Origin of the sequence: Paenibacillus sp. FSL R5-0928, assembly GCF_037970385.1 — a bacterium.
In the GTDB taxonomy this organism is placed as follows: domain Bacteria; phylum Bacillota; class Bacilli; order Paenibacillales; family Paenibacillaceae; genus Paenibacillus_AQ; species Paenibacillus_AQ odorifer.
This window is the reverse complement of the sequence record NZ_CP150225.1, coordinates 999,813-1,018,902: the sequence shown is the minus strand read 5'-3', so window position 1 is coordinate 1,018,902 and position 19,090 is coordinate 999,813. Positions and strand designations below refer to the sequence as shown.

Below are 19,090 nucleotides of genomic sequence, written 5' to 3'. Positions count from 1 at the left end.
TTATCCCAAGAACGGGGGCTGTGCTGTGAAGTAGAACTGTATATGATATTACAATCCGTAAAAAGCTTGCAGCTGACGTACGATTTCATCCTTGTCATGATCCACTACGGTTTGATGTTGTGGCATCTCGAACAATGCTTTAATCTGTGCCGGGAATTCCTGCTTAATATCGATCAAAGTAATTGCCTCATCGAACTTAGCTGGATGTGCAGTCGCAAAGGTAATGCCAATCTCATCCGGGCCATTAAACGCTTCGTAAGCCGCGATTCCACATGCTGTATGCGGATCAAGCAGGTAGCCGTATTCTTTTTGATACTTAGCGATCGTATTCAAGCATTGATCATTCTTCACACCCAGCGCTGCAAAATCCTTCTGCACCTGCTGAAGCGCCTCGCCTTCAACCGTAATCTTGCCTTCGGTTTGCAGCTTGGACATATACGCGGATAACTTCTCAGAATCCTCGCCTACCAGATAATACAGATACCGTTCGAAATTACTGGCCACTTGGATATCCATCGAAGGGCTGTAAGTGCTTGTGAAATTACCTGGTTTGTATTCGCCAGTATTCACAAAACGCTCCAAAATATTATTTTCATTTGTAGCAATGATTAGCTTGTTAATAGGAAGTCCCATTTGCTTAGCCAAATAGCCCGAGAAAATATTACCGAAGTTGCCGGAAGGCACGCTGATATTAATCTTCTTCTCGTTGCTGCCATCGACATGCAGGAATGCATAGAAATAATAAACAGTCTGCGCCAGAATCCGCACAAAGTTAATGGAATTGATTGCACGCAGATGATACCGACCTTTAAAGTCCAGATCTGCGAACAGATCCTTAATCACCTTCTGGCAATCATCAAAGTTACCATGAACAGACAAATTCAGGACATTGCTGTCGTCCACCGTAGTCATCTGCAGCTCCTGCACTTTACTTACCCTGCCATGTGGATGGAGAATACAGATCTTGATGCCTTCTTTGCCGCGTACACCTTGAATGGCCGCCGCTCCAGTGTCCCCAGAGGTTGCACCGAGAATGTGGATGATTTTGTTTTGTTTTTTGGAAATATATGAATACAGCTCACCCATAAACTGCAGCGCTACATCCTTGAAAGCAAAAGTAGGCCCATGGAACAATTCAAGGACATATAAAGAATCATTTACTTGGTGTATAGGCGTTACTTCAGGTGTGCGGAAATTGGCATAACTGGTGTTGACCATTTCCTGTAAATCCTCGTAAGGAATCTCATCATTGGTGTAATAGGCAACAACCTTCAGGAACAACTCCTGATAGCTAAGACTTCTCCACTCTTCCAACGTTGCTGCTGAAACCACTGGAATCTCGGATGGAACCATCAGCCCACCGTCGTCCGCAAGTCCCATCAACACCGTATCAATAAAACCTTTAGGTTCCACATTACCTCTTGTGCTTATAAACTTCATGCTCATCCTCCTGAACCCCTCGTTAATATATGACAAGAATATATGATAAGAAGAAACAACGTTGTCGTTCTATATAGAAGACAACTGTTTCTCGCAGAAATATAAGGCTATTATAGTTGCACCACTTATAAGTTCTTATAATTAACTATAAGTTTCACCCTAAACGTTATCCTTAAGCTAGTTAGGGATGATAAAGCTATTTCTGCTTGTTTTCCCTATATACTACCACGTTTACGCGCTAAAGTCCGTTAATTCTTTGTCTTATTTTGCAGCTCTCTCCAGACTGTTTTGTTGCTGTATTGCCGTTCTGTACTAACATCCTTGCCGAACCATTCCGGCTCTTTAAAGCTTTCCGCTTCCTCCAGAGATTCAAATTCAACCTCCAATACGGACAATTTCAGCTGGGAATATACGTCGATCTCAACCGTTGTGCCATTCCACACCGCTGTAATTCGCTCTTTGACCAAAGCTACCGCATTTACAGCTTCAATCATCTGATTATATAAACCCTCTGAGATAAAATATTCGATCTCTTCGCGTTTGATCCCTTTGCCATCCTTAAACGTATGCGTGTAGGTTACCTCACCTGAGTCCAGATCCGTAATTTTACGCACACGAAGCTCTTGCCCTCCATCTATCGCCAGATATGTCTGATCGATACTATGACGGGTAACAATCTTCAATTCTCCCTTTTGAATCAGCTGCTCCGGAAATTCCGGCAGCAGAAACTTGCGTTCGATCTCCAAAGCCATGATGTTTCGCTCCTCTTTGTGTCATATATTTTTATATTAATAATCATCATAGGGGTGTGACAAACCCAAGTCAATGTGGATTATAGGGAAATAGGACATGCTCTAGCTTAAAAAGGCTACCGTGGCGCTTATTGTGGGATTTATGGAGGTTGTGGAAGATGGGGCTCACCATAGATTACTGGAAACTACGGATAATTAGCTAGTCAGCCGGCGATCATTGGGAAGCGCCATTTGATTAGTTGGTCACGCGATACTGGTCGTACTCACTCATTCGAATAGTTGGTCACGCTCCACTGGTCGTGCTCACCCATTCGATTAGTTGGTCACGCGATACTGGTCGTACTCACCTATATACCTACGGACCGTATAGCCACTATTTGCGAAAAAAGCACATATTTGAGATGCTATCGGACTCAGGTGCAGCTATTTACTCCAAAACACCCCATACGATCGCGATATTTAGCCAATAGCGTCGCTGGGGTCCGAAAGTAGACTCAATAGCCTCTTTTTTAGCAAATAAGGACTCCTGAGTCCGATCGGAAGCAGGGTACCTAGGTATCTAGCAGCAGCCAAGGAAATTCTCCATCAAATGTAATCGGCGCCTTCTCGTTCTTATCCCAGATCAAACCATAATGATGGAGCATCGTTAACTGGTGGTGCCTCCTCATACTTGCTCATACTTCCTCATACTTGCTCATACTTCCCCACTCCCTATTTACTTACGGACCGTATAGCCTCTATTCGCGATAAAAACGCACATTTGAGATGCTATCGGACTCAGGTGCAGCTATTTACTCCAAAACACCCCATACGCTCGCGATAATTAGCCAATAGCGTCGCTGGGGTCCGAAAGTAGCCTCAATTACCTCTTTTCTAGCAAATAAGGACTCCTGAGTCCGATCCGAAGCAGGGTACCTAGGTATCTAGCAGCAGCCAAGGAAATTCTCCATCAAATGTAATCGGCGCCTTCTCGTTCTTATCCCAGATCAAACCATAATGATGGAGCATCGTTAACTGGTGGCACTCCCCCATATCTTACGGACTAATAAAAAACCGAACGAAAATCAGAGGAAATCCTGAAATCCGGTCGGCTCGACAGCAAAACTTATTTTATTTCTTTCATAAATGCCTGAAAGTCTTCTACGATTTCTTTTGCTTTAGTGCGATATAAATAATGTCCCTCTTCAAACTTCACAATTTTTCCATGCACAGAGTCCTTGATTTGCTTTTCATGCTCTGGTATCCATCTATCCGTTGCTGGTTGATTCGCTTGTATAAAGAAAATAAGAGGAAGATTTTTAGGAAATGTTAAACTTTCAGCTGATTTAAAATTAGAATACATCATTCCAGCTTCATTTAATTGGGTGGGATTAAATATATTTTTGCGATTGATCAATCTCATTTGTTCTTTTGTTTTTTCATCAAATGGTAGTTCCGCAATTGGGTCAGCACTAAGTTTCATTTGCAATCTGATTAGACCTGATTTTTTGAGCAGATTTATAGATCTTAATTCAGAAGCTTCGATCTTCCTCTCACTTATCGATGGAACACTACTATCAAGCCCAACAAATGCACTAACTTCATTTTCATACTTGTTAACATAATCTAATCCGTATATACCTGAAATAGAGTGACCCATTAGAATATAACGGTCAATATTAAGAGCCTGTAAAGCTTCATGAATTTCACTTACAATATTCTCTTTGCTGCGCTCCTTTTTGGTCAGATCACTTAATCCATACCCAAAAGGCTCAATCATGACAACTTTGTAAAACGGCGACAGTTCATCTATTAATGCTTTAAAATCAAGAGCTGGCGCTGCTGTGCCATAACCCGGTAGTAGCACGACTGTTTCTTCACCTTTTCCTTGAATATAAACATTCATATTTTTCCCATCTACGGGTACTAACTGACCATAGGGTTCTATTTTACCTTGTTCCGATTTATTGCTGATCAAATTAACTGTATAGACAATAGCGAGAAAAAGCACGATGGCGATGATTATTGCTCCTACTACTTTAAGTAGTATGTTTAGTATTTTACTTGTTCTCGTGCCCGCCTTCATTTTCATTACTTCTTTTATTTCCACTCGTATCTTCTCCTGTCATCAGCTGTGTATTGGACTACCATAACTAACTGCTAAGCTAAGATTAACCAATGAAGATGTACTCCCTATGACCTCAATATGAACGGAATATGAACATGCAAAAAAGCTATAGCATCATACAAAAGGTAGCTTCACAGGATGCCATAACAGGAGGAATATATGTGTGAAGGTGGATACGATCAAGGCTGCTTTGCCAACCGCAGCTTCAACTGATTCAAATTCATCTTTGCCAACAAAAAAAAGCAAACCACGAGCTAGGCTCATAGTATGCTCGTGGTTTGCTCATGGCTTGCTCATGGTTTGCTCATGGCTTGCCCATTGCTTGCTCATGGCTTGCTCATAGCTTGCTCATGGCTTGCTCATAGCTTGCTCGTGCCCGTGGTTTGCTTCCTGTTTATCAATAAACTCTATTCCTGCACCTTCAATTTATAACATCCGCTAACAAAATCCTGCTGGATATCCGGCAGAGCCAGTCCAGCTTGCATTAGCCGATCACCACCGTAAACCTCACCACTTGCCTCCAGAATGTAATCCAGCTCCGGATTTAAACCATTCAGCTTCAGGCTGCGGCGGGGCGGATGCGGCACAGCCATTACCCGGAAGTAATAAACTAATGCCTCTCGCTGATCATCGGACACGAACATCCATGCTGTCTCATTGCCCTCAAACGGGCTTTGCAGCCGGTACAGATTCCCTTGCTGCACAAGACTGCGGATTTGTTTATAGTTCGCAACCTGTTCCTTCACAAGTTCCTTCTCTTCGTCTGTAAACTTCGTAAGATCCAGCTCATAACCGAAATTACCGGACATAGCTACATCTCCACGAAAAGACAGCGGAGTGATCCGTCCTACCTGATGATTCGGCACGGCAGACACATGCGCGCCTATCGAACTAACCGGATACACCAGACTTGTTCCATACTGAATCTTCAGTCGTTCCACAGCATCGGTATCGTCACTGGTCCAGGTCTGCGGCATGTAATGCAGCATGCCTGGGTCGAAGCGGCCGCCACCGCTACAGCAGCTCTCGAACAGGATATGCGGAAACTCTGAAGTTATTTGCTCCAATAGCTCATACAGCCCAAGCACATAACGATGTGCGGTTTCCCCTTGGCGTTCAGAAGGTAACTCTGCAGAGCCAATCTCCGTTAAACAGCGGTTCATATCCCATTTCACATAACTAATGGGCACGGTCGAGAAAATCCGGGACAGTGACTCATAAATGTACTGCCGAACATCCTCCCGTGTATAGTCCAGCACCAATTGCCAGCGGGCTTCGCTGCGGCGGCGTCCCGGCACATGCAGACACCAGTCGGGATGCTTACGATAGAGCTCGCTGTCTGGCGAGATCATCTCCGGCTCGAACCAGAGGCCAAACTGCAAGCCTAGATTATTCACGCGCTGTGCGACATCAGATAATCCGCCTGGAAGCTTGCGCAGATCCTCTACCCAGTCTCCGAGAGAGGAGTTATCTGCATCTCTTTTGCCAAACCAGCCGTCGTCCAGTACGAATAGCTCTATCCCGAGTTTCGCTCCTTCCGCTGCAATCGACTCCAATTTATCCGCATCGAAGTTGAAATAGGTGGCTTCCCAATTGTTGACCAGAATGGGCCGTTCCTTATCTCTATATAACCCTCTGCATAAACGGGTCCGGTACAGGCGATGATAGGTCCTCGACATTTCTCCGATCCCCTCGGAGGAATAAACCATCACTACCTCTGGGGTCTGGAATTGTTCACCCGGCTCCAGCAGCCAGGAGAAATCAAAAGAATTCAGCCCCATCGTAAACCGGGTCATCCCGAAGGAATCGACCTCTGCCTCAGCTTCAAAGCCTCCACTATATACAAGACTGAAGCCGTAGGCCTCTCCATGATTTTCATCCGTTTCAGGTTTCACCAGCGCAGCAAATGGATTTAACTGGTGGCTGCTCATCCCTCTGCGGCTCCCAATGGTCGTACCACCTTGCACCAGACGTCTACGGGTCAGATTACCTTCCCTTGACCAAGCTCCTGCCAAATAGATCATATCCATATCGCCAGACGGGAAATCGACACTAGCACTCAGTGCACGCTGCAATTGCAGCTGCGTTTCCCCTGCGTTGGTAAACTCCACAGAGCGGGTGATTACGTTGGTATGTTCAAAAACCGTATAGCGCAAAATAACACTCAGCTTGGCGTAATCATCCTTAAGTGTAAGCTCCAACGTCTGTGCTTCTTGCGCAGACTCAACATATACAGATGGCAGACCCGGCAGTGAGGGTTTACCCTCAAATACCCGGTACCCGCTGTATTTCAGCTCTGTAATACGAGTGCCGTCTTCGAGCCGAACTTGATAAGCAGGTGTTCTGAAATCTCCTGTGCCGTATTGGGGATATTCCTGCGGGAGCCGGTCGAGACCCGTATTTCCTCCCAGATTCAACAACCCTTCCAAATTGCTGTCACTCCGCAGCTTCTTGCCCCAATACACATGTGCCGGATAATCATTAACAAGCTGAAGAATATAACTCATCCCTGCGCTCTGTAAATGGAATAATCCCTTATCTTCCTGAACTAAAATCCCCATGTGCCAGTCCTTCTCTCCTTAGGATTTACAGCAAATCTTCGCTCACAAAATCAACCATCGATTGAACCTTTAGCCCCTTAGGTGCGGCAGGAATCCAGTCTCTTCCATCGTTCCCGCGTTGTGAGAACTCTATCGTCTTGGTCTGACCTGGGAGAAGGTCAAAATAATTGTCAGAGAATATTCCTTCATCTTCCGAAGTCAGATATACACCTCTAGCCAATACATCACTGGTCACGGTGAAGCTTAATCCACCGCTCTCTGGAGTTTCCAGCACGGTAATTACTGAGCGCTGCAATGGAATTTCTTTTTCCGGAGTAAAATAATGCAACTTGTGATCTATCACCTGGCCATCCGCCTGCAAGCAAATTCCAAGCAAGACATCACCCACCCCTTGACCTTCTAGCAGGTCTGCCACAGGAGACGAGAATACGATAGCTGCAGAATCAGCTCCCAGCTCAACGGGATGTGCCCACTCTCGCAGCACCGAACCGTTAAACTGATACAAAGTAAGCACCAACTCAGCGCTCACTGCTGTTCTTAAATCAGATACGACATGAATGTCTACCTTCTCACGGTCTGTACCGTCGATAGACAACAGAACATCTTGGAAGCTTGAACGCACGGTATATTGCAGGGCTTTCCAGCGCCCGTTATAATCCATGCCCGCCCAAGAAGCCACCGGCCAGCAATCGTTCATCTGCCAGTATAAAGTGCCCATACAATAAGGTTTATTTCTTCTGTGGCTTTCAATCGCGATTCGGATCGCTTCGGCCTGCAGGATTTGACTCATATATAAAAAGGCTTTGAAGTCCTTTGGCTGCGGCAGATACATATCCATATATTCTTTGATCAGCAGATTACCGCGACCATTCTTCTGATGCGCCAGCATCACCTCTGAGGTAAGCTCCAAATCCTGCTCTTCCGCATAGCTCATTACCGTTTTTAGTTCCGGGAACGACTGGAAGCCATATTCACTCATGAAGCGGCCAACCTTTGTATTATAGTTCTCAAAAGGCTCGATTCCGTGCCAGACGCCCCAGTAATGCACATCCCCTTCGCCCACAATTCGCGTCGCATGCTGATTAATATCGCCAGTCAGCTCCCGCAACGGTGAAGACGGCCAGTAGTCCACTCCCGGATGGAATGCGGCTACAGCCTCCGGCAGAATTTGGTGGAAGATTTTAATATAATCGGCCCACATTGTCGCTCTTTGCTCAGCGCCGAGTTTTTCTTTCCAGCCCCAGCCCATATTTTCCTCGAACTGTGACCAGGCCGAATCAATCTCGTTGTTGCCACACCATAAGGCGATGCAGGGATGATTGCGCAATCTTTTGACGTTATATTCAGCTTCTTTTTTCACATTTTCTAGGAACGCCTCGTCCCCGGGATACATACTGCAAGCGAACATAAAGTCCTGCCAGACCAGCAATCCGTATTCATCACAGAGCTGATAAAAAATATCTTCTTCATATATACCGCCGCCCCAAACGCGCAGCATATTCATATTCGATTCTACTGCCGTGGCAATTTCATGCCGATACCGCTCCTCGGTTACTTCTGTGGTGAAGCTGTCATTTGGAATATGATTGGCACCTTTGGCGAAGACGGAAACTCCATTCAGCGCAAAAGAAAACGAAGCTCCTTTGGCATCACGCTCCCGAATCAATTCAATACTGCGGAGCCCAGTCCGCACACTTTTGCTACCCTCTACTTCCGCACCTTGTACCAATTCTGCCTGGAATGTATATAAATGTGGCTCTCCCAGCCCTCTGCACCACCAGAGCTGTGGCTCGGATATAACCATATTCATCTCTAATTGCTGCTTGCCTTCTTCTAAAGTAACCGCTTGCATCCACTCCAAACCATCGGCACTTATTCGCAGCATTCCCCGCCAAGCAGCAGGAGCATCCACTTCTACAATTGCGGTCAGGCGAGCTTCTTCCTTAGCAATCACATTTTGACGGATATAGAGGTCTGTAATTTGAACAGTGTCACGTCCCACCAGAGCTGCCGCACGCCATATTCCACTGGTCAAGAAACGCGGGCCCCAATCCCAGCCGTAATGATAAGGTGCTTTGCGCGCAAAAATACTAATTCGTTGTTCATCTAATCCCCCAAGCTCGGATTGATCATTTGAGGCAGGCAGCGCGTAACCCAGCCTCGCTAATTTCGGTAAATCTTCCTTAACCACAGAGCGGAACTTCACCCGAATATTATTTTCTCCAGTCTTCAACTGATCTTTGACATCCACTTTCCATGCCAGAAACATATTATCAGCAGCAAGCACATGTACATTATTCACGTACACATCTGCATAAGTATCCAGTCCCTCAAAAACTAGCTCCGTGCAAGCAAACTTCTGCCACTCTTCCCCCAACTGCAACGAGGTTTGATATTCCCAGTCCTTCTTATCGATCCACTGTAGATCATGTTCATTTGTGCCATAAAAGGGGTCTGAAATTTTTCCGTTCTTTAGTAAATCCGTATGGACTGTACCTGGTACAGTCGCCGGAAGCCACTCCTCATCACCACAGCCTCTAAATTCCCACTTCGCAAGATTCATATGCAAATGTTTCATAATACCTCCTAAAAGTTTTGTAAGCATAGACTTCTCAAAAATAGCATAAGACTTCAATTAATTCATTGAACCCTTTTGATATTCTTTGTATTTTGTTATCTGATTGTTAGGTACACGCTAATTATAAACGCAGAAACAAAACAAATAAAGACAATAAATAATAATACAATACATTTATTAACGGCTTCGATAAAGCTATAATGTTCATGTAAACGCTAACAATAAAAACGAAAAGGGGATTAAGCTATGAGAAATAAGTTATTTTCGTTATCCTTTGTTATGATTATGGTCTTATCTTCAACGCTTGCTGGCTGTGGTTCTAATAATGACAACAACACGAATAACGGCGCTGCCGCAACTGAAAAGCCCGCAGCAACTAACGCAGAGAATACCGGCGGTGACACGAATGCAACTGCCGAACCTGCAGCAGGAGCTGATATCAGCGGCAAAATCACCTTCCTAACTAACAGAACAGACATGATCGGCAAAGAATATGACGAATATGTAAAGCGCTTTAATGAAAAATACCCGAACATTAAAGTCGAATTCGAAGCTTCCCAAACCGACTATAACCAACAGGCTAAAGTCAGAATGGCCAGCGGCGAGCTTCCAGACGTTATGTTTATTCCTTCCATCCCTAACTCCGACCTGCCGAAATATTTTGCTTCACTGGATGATCTCGGCTTGAACGATCAGATCACCTTTAAAGACTTCAAATCCTTTGATGGTAAGCTTTACGGAATTACTACAGGGAACTCTACTTCCGGTATTGTTTATAACAAAACAGCATTCACCGATGCCGGCATCACCGAAACACCTAAGACTTGGGATGAATTCCTGGCTGCCTGCGAGAAGCTGAAAGCAAAAGGTGTTATTCCAATGTCCTCTAACTTCAAAGACAAATGGCCACTTGGTACTTGGGCTTATGACACACCACGCTTAATTGAAGGCAATCCTGATTTTCCAAATGCTAAGCTAAACTCTGAAACACCGTTCACTATGGACAACGGTTATGGCAAAGCCTTCAGCCTACTTAGAGAACTGAATGAAAAAGGCTATCTGGAAAAAGACATCAACTCCACCAACTGGGAGCAATCGAAAAAGGACATCGCTTCCGGCAAATTCGCCATGTACTATCTTGGCAACTGGGTTATTAACCAAGTCATCGGAGCAGGCGCTTCTTCAGACAATGTTGGCTTCTTCCCATTCCCTTATGACAATTCAGGTAAACCATCTGCTACCCTTAGCCCTGACTTCTTCTATGCCGTTGCTAAAAACAGCAAAAATTTAGAGGCAGCTAAAGCCTTCGTAAAATGGATGATTGAGGATTCAGGTTATGAGGATTTCGCCGGCTTTATCTCTCCATTAAAAGGCAAGGAATCCAATCTGACTCAGCTGAAAGAATTCCAAGCTACCGGAGTAGAACTGGTAGAAGGAACTGTTGACGATGCAAAGGTTACAGAGATCGGCAACAAGGCACAGCTGGATCTCCCTGCTGTTGTACAGGAATTTGTACTTGCCAAAGATCCACAAACCGTATTAGACAAGTGGAATAAAGCTTGGGCTAAAGCCAAGAAGGACCTCGGTTATTAATTTGAGCTTTTGATTCGAAGTACACTACGGAGCAAAATGGATTATTGCTTTTACGGATAATCCATTTTGCCTTTCCATACCACGTTTTTATGAAAGAAGGGCTAGCGATGTTCGGAACACTTTCCTATAACAAACAGAAGACGATTATCATTGTATCCTTCCTCACGATTCCTTTGTTGCTGCTCGCAACATTCACGTATTATCCGGCACTCAAGCTGATTTATTACAGCTTTACGAACTGGGATGGCTATAGCCCTGAGAAGCCTTGGGTCGGTCTCGATAATTACCGCGAAGTCTTCTCCAACCCCGATATTTTCAAGGTATTTACCCATAACTTTGCTTATTTCGCGATGGGAATTCTCCAGAATATCGTCGCTATTTATTTTGCGATTGTGCTCAATAGTAAGCTGAAAGGAAAAAATGCATTTCGAATCTTACTCTTCCTCCCTTACATTATGAACGGTGTCGCCGTCGCCTTTATGTTTGGTTATGTCTTTGACACCACCAACGGCTCTCTGAATATGTTTCTGAATAGCATTGGTCTTACCGGACTAGGACAGACCAGTTGGCTTGGAACAGAAGGACTGGTTAACTATTCACTGGCATCTACAGGATTTTGGCGTTTCATGGGTTATAACATGGTAATCTACATCGCCTCCTTGCAGGCCATTCCAAACGATATTTATGAGGCCTCAAAGATCGATGGTGCCGGACCTTTTCAAACACTTTGGAGAATTACTTTACCGAATATGAAGCCAGTCATCCAGCTTAACTTATTTCTTACCGTCACAGGGGCACTGGAAGTATTCGATCTCCCCTTCGTGTTGACCAAGGGCGGCCCTGCAGGCGCCAGCGAAACATACGTACAAAAAGTTGTAGATACAGCATTTGCTTACAATAATTATGGCCTCGCTTCTGCCATGAGTATTATCTTGCTCTTCTTTGTCGTCATCGTACTGTTAGTACAGCAACTAGTTCTTAGCCGGGGAGGGGACAAATAGATATGACATACACCAAATTTCGCTTCACAGATGTTATTAAATACTTCTCGCTGCTTATCGGCGTATTTGTTGTACTATTTCCTCCGTATGTGGTCATCGTCAATGCCTTTAAATCCACTGACGAATTTAACAGCAGCAGCTCCATGGCACTGCCAAAAAGCTTTTTGAATTTCGATAATTTCACTGCCGTCTTCCAGCGTGGGGGTCTACTTAACGGATTTGGTAATGTGTTAATCATTATAGCTATTACTTTAATTCTGAACATTCTGTTCGGCACTATGGTAGCATTTGTATTGGGACGCTTCTCTTTCAAATTGAAACCCGTTGTCTTCGGTGCATATCTAGTAGCCACCATTATTCCTAGTATCACGACACAAGTGGCGACTTTTGGTATCATCAAAAGTATGGGGCTTTACAATACACTCGGCGCCCCGATCGTGCTTTATATTGGAGCGGATGTAATTCAAATTATTTTATATCTGCAATTTATCCGTAATATTCCCGTGGATCTCGATGAAAGTGCGATGGTAGAAGGTGCCTCTCTTTTCAGAATCTATCGGTCGATTATTTTCCCTTTACTTACACCAGCTACGGCTACTTTGATTATTTTGAAAACCATTAGTATTTACAATGACATGTACATCCCTTATCTCTACATGCCGAAACAAAGCCTTGGTGTAGTTACGACGATCCTAATGCGTTTTCAAGGGGTCAATTCGGGGGAATGGAATTTAATCTGTGCGGCTATTCTGCTTATCCTGCTGCCAACAGTAATTCTATATTTCTTCCTGCAGCGTTACATCTTTGAAGGCGTAACCAGTGGAGCGGTCAAATAAGGTAGGTAGCTTATTACAGGAAAGGAACAACGCAAATGCTATCATACATCCGGTTAACTTTACGCAAAATGTGGTTGTTCCTTGCCAATCTACCGATGGAGCGCAAGCTGATCGTTATCTTTGTCTTTCTGATCTCTATGCCGATCACTTATGTAAGTTATCTATCGTCCCGCTCCATGTTCAACTCGGTTCTTGTGAATGCGACTGACGGTGCGGGTCAAATGACATCGAATGCTTCAGATACCATTGACCGATATATTGCCGACCTCAAAAGGTATACGGCCCTGCCGCTGTATAACACCGATGTGCAAGTCTACCTGACACAGCAAAATACCGACTGGGAAAAAAATACGGGCATGGCGATGTTCCTTAGCTATTTGAATCATACTAAGGAAGAGATCATTGCCGTGTATTTGGTGGATCAGTACGGCTCTGTCTTTTATGATAAAGACGCTGGAATAAATGAACTGTATCCAGAGGAACGATTAGCCAAATGGAGAACCATGAGTGAAGATGCCGGAGCAGCGCCTGTCATTCAGGGCAGACATACGATCCGCACCAACTCGAATGTCCATAAAGAGGTCTTTAGTGTTCTGCGTACAATTAACTCTGTAAGCACTTTGCAGAATATAGGAATTCTCGTTTTCGATGTAGACATCAATCTGTTTAAGGGCATTATCGATCCCGTAAATGCAGTTACGCAAGGAAACACGTTCATTGTAGATAACAATGGAGATCTGATCTATGCCAGTGAAGATTCCGCGGTTCCGAATCTGGCTGCCGAAACACAAACTCTGAATACAAAGCTGTTGCTGCAGCAAGTAAATCAGCAGCAGGATCATTTTCAAATAGACTTGAATGGCCAGTCTTATCTTGTAGTGTACACCGTCTCAAAACAGACCGGGTGGACCACTATGGTTACGATACCTTTAACACGTATCCTGTCCCCTGTACAAAAGAATCGGAATACGCTTATCTTGACCACACTGATTATTATTGCTTTTGCACTTTTTGTTGCGACTATAATTTCTCATGCCCTTACTAAACCCCTTAAATCCTTGGTCCGCTTAATGAAACGGGTGCAGCATGGTAATCTGGATGTCTGGCAGCATTCCAAATATAATGATGAGATTGGGATGCTGGGCAGTCATTTTAATCGGATGATCATAAGGGTCAAGGATCTGTTACAAGAAGTGTCTATCACGGAGAAACGGAAGCAAAAGGCTGATATGCGGGCGCTTCAGAACCAGATCAATCCCCATTTTATTTATAATACGCTGGAATCCATTCGCATGCTTGCAGAGAGCAATGATGATCCACGTGTGGCGAAGCTAACCTATTTACTTGGGCTTCAAATGCGTTACAGCATTGTCCGAAACGAAGAGGCTGTTACAATTAGACAAGAGCTGGATCATGTGAGAAATTATTATCAGCTGCTGGAAATCCGATTCCCAGACAAGTTCAGACTTAACATCGAAGTGCCGGACGAATTCCTTCATCTTCCTGTTATTAAGCTTGTCTTTCAACCGATCGTAGAAAATGCTGTCTTTCACGGTTTGGATCAAAAGGTAGGACTGGGCACCTTGAGCATCACCGCATGGAGCGAGCATGGAGATGCCGTATTCTGTGTAGAAGATGACGGGATCGGTATGGATGAAGCCACACTTCGTTCCTTAAACAATAGTCTGCAGACTGGAACGGACAATGAAAGGTTCGGGATTGGACTACGAAATGTAAATGAAAGAATTCGCCTGCATTACGGTAGCTCGTTTGGTCTGCTTGTTGAGAGTGAGCTTGGAATCGGCACTCGTGTTACCCTGCGCATTGCGGATATTAACGCTAAATACAGTGAAGATGAATTTATTTAGGAGAGGGGCTGCTCAGATTGCTGCGTATTGCGATTGTTGATGATGAGATCTTAATCCGCGAAGGACTGGCCCGAATGATCAGTAAAGAAAGCGCCGAATTTCTGGTCATCGGCACCTACTCCGACGGAAAACATCTATTAGATAAGTTAAGCACACTTCAACTTGATGTTGTGATTACAGATATTCGTATGCCGCAAATCAATGGCTTGGAGCTGATTAAACAGTTAAAAGCGACCCACCCGCAGATCTACTCTATTCTAATGAGTGGATTTGTTGAATTTAATTATGCCCGAGAAGCCATCCGCAGCTCAGCTGTAGACTATTTATTAAAACCAATTAATAAAGAGCAGCTGTTCGAGCTGCTTTATCGGCTAGACAAAGAACGGCAGCTCGCGCGCGACAAGGAAGAACGCCACCGTTCCGGGCTTTTATTGACATTCTTGCATATCGAAGAGCCCTCTTCCCCTCTGCTTTTATCCAGCCTTACCTTGCCCCAGCCTTATTTCTCGGTCTTTGTCCTCAAAGGGAGCGCCAGAGAAACCGTCTGCTCCTGCGCAGACAGTCTGCGGCAAGAGAAGGCGTTGAGCTTCGACAGCTTGGAGATTCAAAAAGGACTCTACGTCTGGATTGTATATTCTGCTGAGCCGCTGTCAGACAACGATTTAAAAGATATCGGTGACATTATGCGGATATCTGCACACGGAAAGATCCTACATGTAGGTACCAGCGGTTGTTATAATGAGGTATCCAAGCTTAGACTGGCATACCTAGATGCTAAACAAGCCTGCAACATGGGCATATATAATCCGGAGCCTGTGCATTACGCGAATATTCAGAATATTCAACAGCCGGAGATAAACCTCCTGGATCACTTTAATACAATTAGAGAACCGCTGATCCATAACCTGCAGATTCTGAATGTGACAGGCGTCTTAGAATGGGTTCATGACCTATTCTCAGTCCTGAAAGCACAACAAGCCGCTCCTGACCAAATTCTCCGAATCTGTCGATGGGTTGAAGAAACTGCACAAAAGGAACTGCAAGAATTCGAGGCCCGCAATAAAAGTGCTCCCGACCTCAGGTTGGATGACAGAATCGCGTCCAGCATGAGCTTTTGCGACATTGAGGAGATGTTTACCGCCCACTTCACAAGCATTCTGAACGAAATCAGAACCCATCGTCTGGAGATGTCCGGCACAGCCATAGAAACCATAAAACGCTGGATATCCTCTAACTATAATCAGCATGCGGATCTGAACACTTTGGCAAATATGGTTTTTTTGACCCCAAGCTATTTAAGCAAGCTGTTCAAGCAAGAGACTGGACTTACACTAACGGACTATATCACGGAAATTCGGCTGCGCAAAGCCAAACATCTGCTCAAGAATGCTCCGGACCTGAAGGTTCACGAGATTGGGGCAGAGGTTGGATATGGCGATCCTGCCTACTTCAACAAGCTTTTTAAACGTGTTGTCGGGGTTACACCCAATGAATATAAACGAATTAGTATTGTATAAGGAGATTGATCACTTGCATTCAGAGCTTCAAAGAAATAGCAAAAATCATGAAATAACCGTCTACGACACAACAGAACTATATGGTGAAAAAGGCTCCTTCCGCGTTATGCAGTTCTCGAATCATGCCACTCAAGGTGCGATGGATCTTAATGACCCGCAACGAATTCTCTTTGAATATCCGCGGGCCATCATTCACTTCATGGAGTTCAACCTCCCCTCTTTTGAGGATGTTTTTCTTATTGGGCATGGGATTGGAACAATTGCCGGGCATTTTCCGGAGAAAAGATTTAAAGTGGCCGAGCTAGACAGCGAAGTAGTCGAATTAAGCCGCCGCTGCTTCGGATACAGTCAAGATAACGTAGTGATCGGAGATGGACGTCAGATCCTTGAAGACGAAGACCCGCTGATATATGATTACATCATTTTGGATGCCTTTACTGCCGCTGGTACACCAAGGCATTTGATCTCCCGTGAATTTTTCAGTATTACCCGTTCGAAGCTGAACACAAGCGGATATATTCTCATGAATCTAATGGGAAAAGGTGAAAACGACCCGCTTATCAACGCGATTTATACGACACTTGCCGAAGAGTACGCCTATATCAAAGCCTTTTCCCTGCCTTCAGAAGGGGCCGCCGATATCCAAAATATCATTATGGTTGGCGGCAGCACCCCTATCCGCTTTCAAGCCCGCCATTTGGCTGGCTTCAAAGAAATACAGCTGGGACAAGGATATCTGATTCAGGATTAATTCAGGATTAACTATAAAAAATGACCTCATCCTCCACTTCACTGTGGATTTCGAGGTCATTTTTGGGTTGTTTTCATACGGCACCATTTAAACCGGATTAGGCACAAAGCTGCCACCACGGCAATATTTCAAGTAATTCAGTGCATGCACCTGGCCGGTCATTTCCAGCTCATCACGATACACTGGATCATGCCAGCCTTCGATATCAATCGTACCTTTATAACCCGCTTGGCGCAGGACGGTGATTACATCTACCCAATTGGTATCCCCGAAGCCAGGGGTCCGGTCCCATACATAAGGTTTGGGGCCATGAATACCGTATTCCTTGACGATGTCCCAAGCGATGGTCGCATCCTTGCCATGCACATGGAATACTTTATCCATCCATTTGCGCAGCTGCGGAAGCGGATCAATCAATGCGATCAGCTGGTGGCAAGGCTCCCATTCCAATCCCAGATTATCTGCCGGAACAGCATTGAACATCTTCTCCCAGGCCGAAGGATTGTGAGCGATGTTCCACTCTCCGCTCTGCCAGTTTCCGCCCATAGCGCAATTCTCAAAAGCAATCCGCAGGCCACGATCTGCCGCTCTCTTCGCCAGTTCTCCGAACACCTCTGTAAACTTCGGGATCGACTCATCAATGGACAAACCTGGCAATCGGCCGGTGAACCCGCCTATAATATCTGTGCCAAATAAATGTGCATGATCAATCAGCCGCTCCCAGCTGGCCAATGTGTCGGCATTGTCGCCGCTGCCATTCAGCGGATTTCCATAGATGCCCACAGAGGAGATGACAAAATCATGTTCAGCAGCTAACTCCCTCAGTCGTGCAGCCGTTTCGATCAAATCAGTTTCGCCGGTGGTCTGCCAAAAGTTCAGATTAAATGATTCAAATCCATGCCCCACGATTTGTGGAATGACCTTAACGGCTTCTCCACCACGAACAATCGTACCTATTCTCAGTGTATCTTGCATTTCGGTTCCACTCCAATAAAAGTTTATAGTGTGATCTTAACGAGGTTTAATCATCTTGCAGGAACCACGTTTGAGCAATACCGCATCATAGACAATATGCTGATGATTTGACCGTCCGGAAATGAGATCAAACAGAACACCTACACTGGATAAGGCCATTTCCGTACCCGGCTGGCTGATTGTATCAAGAGAAGGATGATAATATTCAGCCATCTCGATCCCGTCAAAGCCAATGATCGAAATGTCATCAGGGATAGATAACCCCGCGGTAAGCACCGCTTTGGCAGCACCGATGGCAATCGTGTCGGAAGCGGCAAATATAGCTGTAATTCCCTTGTTCTTGTTGAGCAATCTTCGCGCAGCATTAAATCCCGAGCTGGGACTGTATTCACAATCCTCGACCAGCCCCGAATCATAGGGCAGACCCTGCTCTTCGAGTGCTTTTTTGTAGCCTAAATACCGCCGGTTGCCCGTGGTTTCATCCAATAAAGGAGACTTGGCTAAAAAGCCGATATTCGTATGACCTAATGAGATCAAATAATTGGTAGCCTTATAGGCTTCCTTCGTTTCATTGATAATAACGCTGGAAAAAATAAGCGGGTTCACCTGCTGCGTTGAGGTGATCGTTGTCAGCACAAACGGAACCGTCAGCTGTTTGAACTTCTCTTCAGAATGATCATAGGTTCCACCCATGAAGATAATCCCGCACAGATTTTTCTCCTTCACCAGTTGAATTGCAGCATTGATTTCATCGGTCCCATCCTCTACTTGCTGGATAAGAAACGGGTAGCCCCGCAGATTGACCTGCCGTTCAATTTCTCTGATCATATTAGAGAAAAAAGGATTGGTAATCCCCTTGACCATAAGTGCAATGTTCTTAGATTGTGTAGTTTTCAAATTCCGCGCGTTGGAATTAGGAATATAATTGTATTCCTTAACCACACTCATTACTTTCTCACGTGTAGACTTGCTCACCGGTCCCTTGTTGTTGATTACCCTGGAGACTGTCGAGATGCCCACACCGGAAATCCGCGCGATATCCTTGATATTTACATCCACTTTACTCCCCCATTTATGGGTAAAGGAGCTATATCGAATTATAGCTCCCTTA

14 protein-coding genes are annotated in these 19,090 nt (G+C 44.9%); 6 read left to right on the top strand and 8 right to left on the bottom strand.

Features of this window, described 5'->3' with window-relative positions:
- Positions 1-48: 48 nt before the first annotated feature.
- The 6 genes from thrC to MKZ16_RS04375 all read right to left on the bottom strand — a co-directional run bounded on the left by thrC (position 49) and on the right by MKZ16_RS04375 (position 9,438).
- Positions 49-1,440: a threonine synthase gene (gene thrC / locus MKZ16_RS04400; protein WP_076105417.1), complete on the bottom strand. Its 1,392-nt coding sequence runs from the start codon at positions 1,438-1,440 to the stop codon at positions 49-51.
- A 248-nt stretch (positions 1,441-1,688) separates the two neighbouring features.
- Positions 1,689-2,192: a CYTH domain-containing protein gene (locus MKZ16_RS04395; protein ID WP_076105418.1), complete on the bottom strand. Its 504-nt coding sequence runs from the start codon at positions 2,190-2,192 to the stop codon at positions 1,689-1,691.
- A gap of 1,105 nt (positions 2,193-3,297) precedes the next feature.
- Positions 3,298-4,263 carry an alpha/beta hydrolase gene (locus tag MKZ16_RS04390; RefSeq protein ID WP_076105437.1) on the bottom strand — a complete coding sequence of 322 codons (966 nt, stop codon included), beginning with the start codon at positions 4,261-4,263 and terminating at the stop codon, positions 3,298-3,300.
- A gap of 150 nt (positions 4,264-4,413) precedes the next feature.
- Positions 4,414-4,563, bottom strand: a complete 150-nt coding sequence (locus MKZ16_RS04385) for a hypothetical protein (protein ID WP_179089650.1) — start codon at positions 4,561-4,563, stop codon at positions 4,414-4,416.
- Positions 4,564-4,706: 143 nt separating this feature from the next.
- Positions 4,707-6,860, bottom strand: a complete 2,154-nt coding sequence (locus tag MKZ16_RS04380; protein WP_076105419.1) for an alpha-galactosidase — start codon at positions 6,858-6,860, stop codon at positions 4,707-4,709.
- Positions 6,861-6,885: 25 nt separating this feature from the next.
- A complete protein-coding gene (locus MKZ16_RS04375) occupies positions 6,886-9,438 on the bottom strand; it encodes a glycoside hydrolase family 2 protein (RefSeq protein ID WP_076105420.1) in 2,553 nt (850 codons plus the stop codon).
- 246 nt (positions 9,439-9,684) lie between these two features.
- On the opposite strand from MKZ16_RS04375, the gene MKZ16_RS04370 reads away from it, so the two are divergent.
- The 6 genes from MKZ16_RS04370 (at position 9,685) to MKZ16_RS04345 (ending at position 17,004) form a co-directional block, all read left to right on the top strand.
- Entirely contained in the window at positions 9,685-11,031 is a 1,347-nt protein-coding gene (locus MKZ16_RS04370; protein ID WP_076105421.1) for an extracellular solute-binding protein, read from the top strand.
- A 107-nt stretch (positions 11,032-11,138) separates the two neighbouring features.
- Positions 11,139-12,032 carry a sugar ABC transporter permease gene (locus tag MKZ16_RS04365; RefSeq protein WP_076105422.1) on the top strand — a complete coding sequence of 298 codons (894 nt, stop codon included), beginning with the start codon at positions 11,139-11,141 and terminating at the stop codon, positions 12,030-12,032.
- Between the two features lie 2 nt (positions 12,033-12,034).
- Entirely contained in the window at positions 12,035-12,868 is an 834-nt protein-coding gene (locus tag MKZ16_RS04360) for a carbohydrate ABC transporter permease (protein WP_076105423.1), read from the top strand.
- 35 nt (positions 12,869-12,903) lie between these two features.
- Positions 12,904-14,736: a sensor histidine kinase gene (locus MKZ16_RS04355; protein WP_076105424.1), complete on the top strand. Its 1,833-nt coding sequence runs from the start codon at positions 12,904-12,906 to the stop codon at positions 14,734-14,736.
- 17 nt (positions 14,737-14,753) lie between these two features.
- Complete coding sequence (locus tag MKZ16_RS04350) at positions 14,754-16,253, top strand: response regulator (protein WP_076105425.1); 1,500 nt, start codon at positions 14,754-14,756, stop codon at positions 16,251-16,253.
- On the top strand, positions 16,225-17,004 hold the full coding sequence (locus MKZ16_RS04345) for a fused MFS/spermidine synthase (protein ID WP_081386788.1): 780 nt from the start codon (positions 16,225-16,227) through the stop codon (positions 17,002-17,004). Before MKZ16_RS04350 ends, MKZ16_RS04345 begins: the two co-directional genes overlap by 29 nt.
- An 87-nt stretch (positions 17,005-17,091) precedes the next feature.
- Here MKZ16_RS04345 and MKZ16_RS04340 read toward each other — a convergent pair whose 3' ends face one another.
- Both MKZ16_RS04340 and MKZ16_RS04335 read right to left on the bottom strand, forming a co-directional pair.
- Positions 17,092-17,979, bottom strand: a complete 888-nt coding sequence (locus MKZ16_RS04340; RefSeq protein WP_076105426.1) for a sugar phosphate isomerase/epimerase — start codon at positions 17,977-17,979, stop codon at positions 17,092-17,094.
- A 36-nt stretch (positions 17,980-18,015) separates the two neighbouring features.
- Positions 18,016-19,038: a LacI family DNA-binding transcriptional regulator gene (locus MKZ16_RS04335; RefSeq protein WP_076105427.1), complete on the bottom strand. Its 1,023-nt coding sequence runs from the start codon at positions 19,036-19,038 to the stop codon at positions 18,016-18,018.
- Positions 19,039-19,090 lie beyond the last annotated feature (52 nt).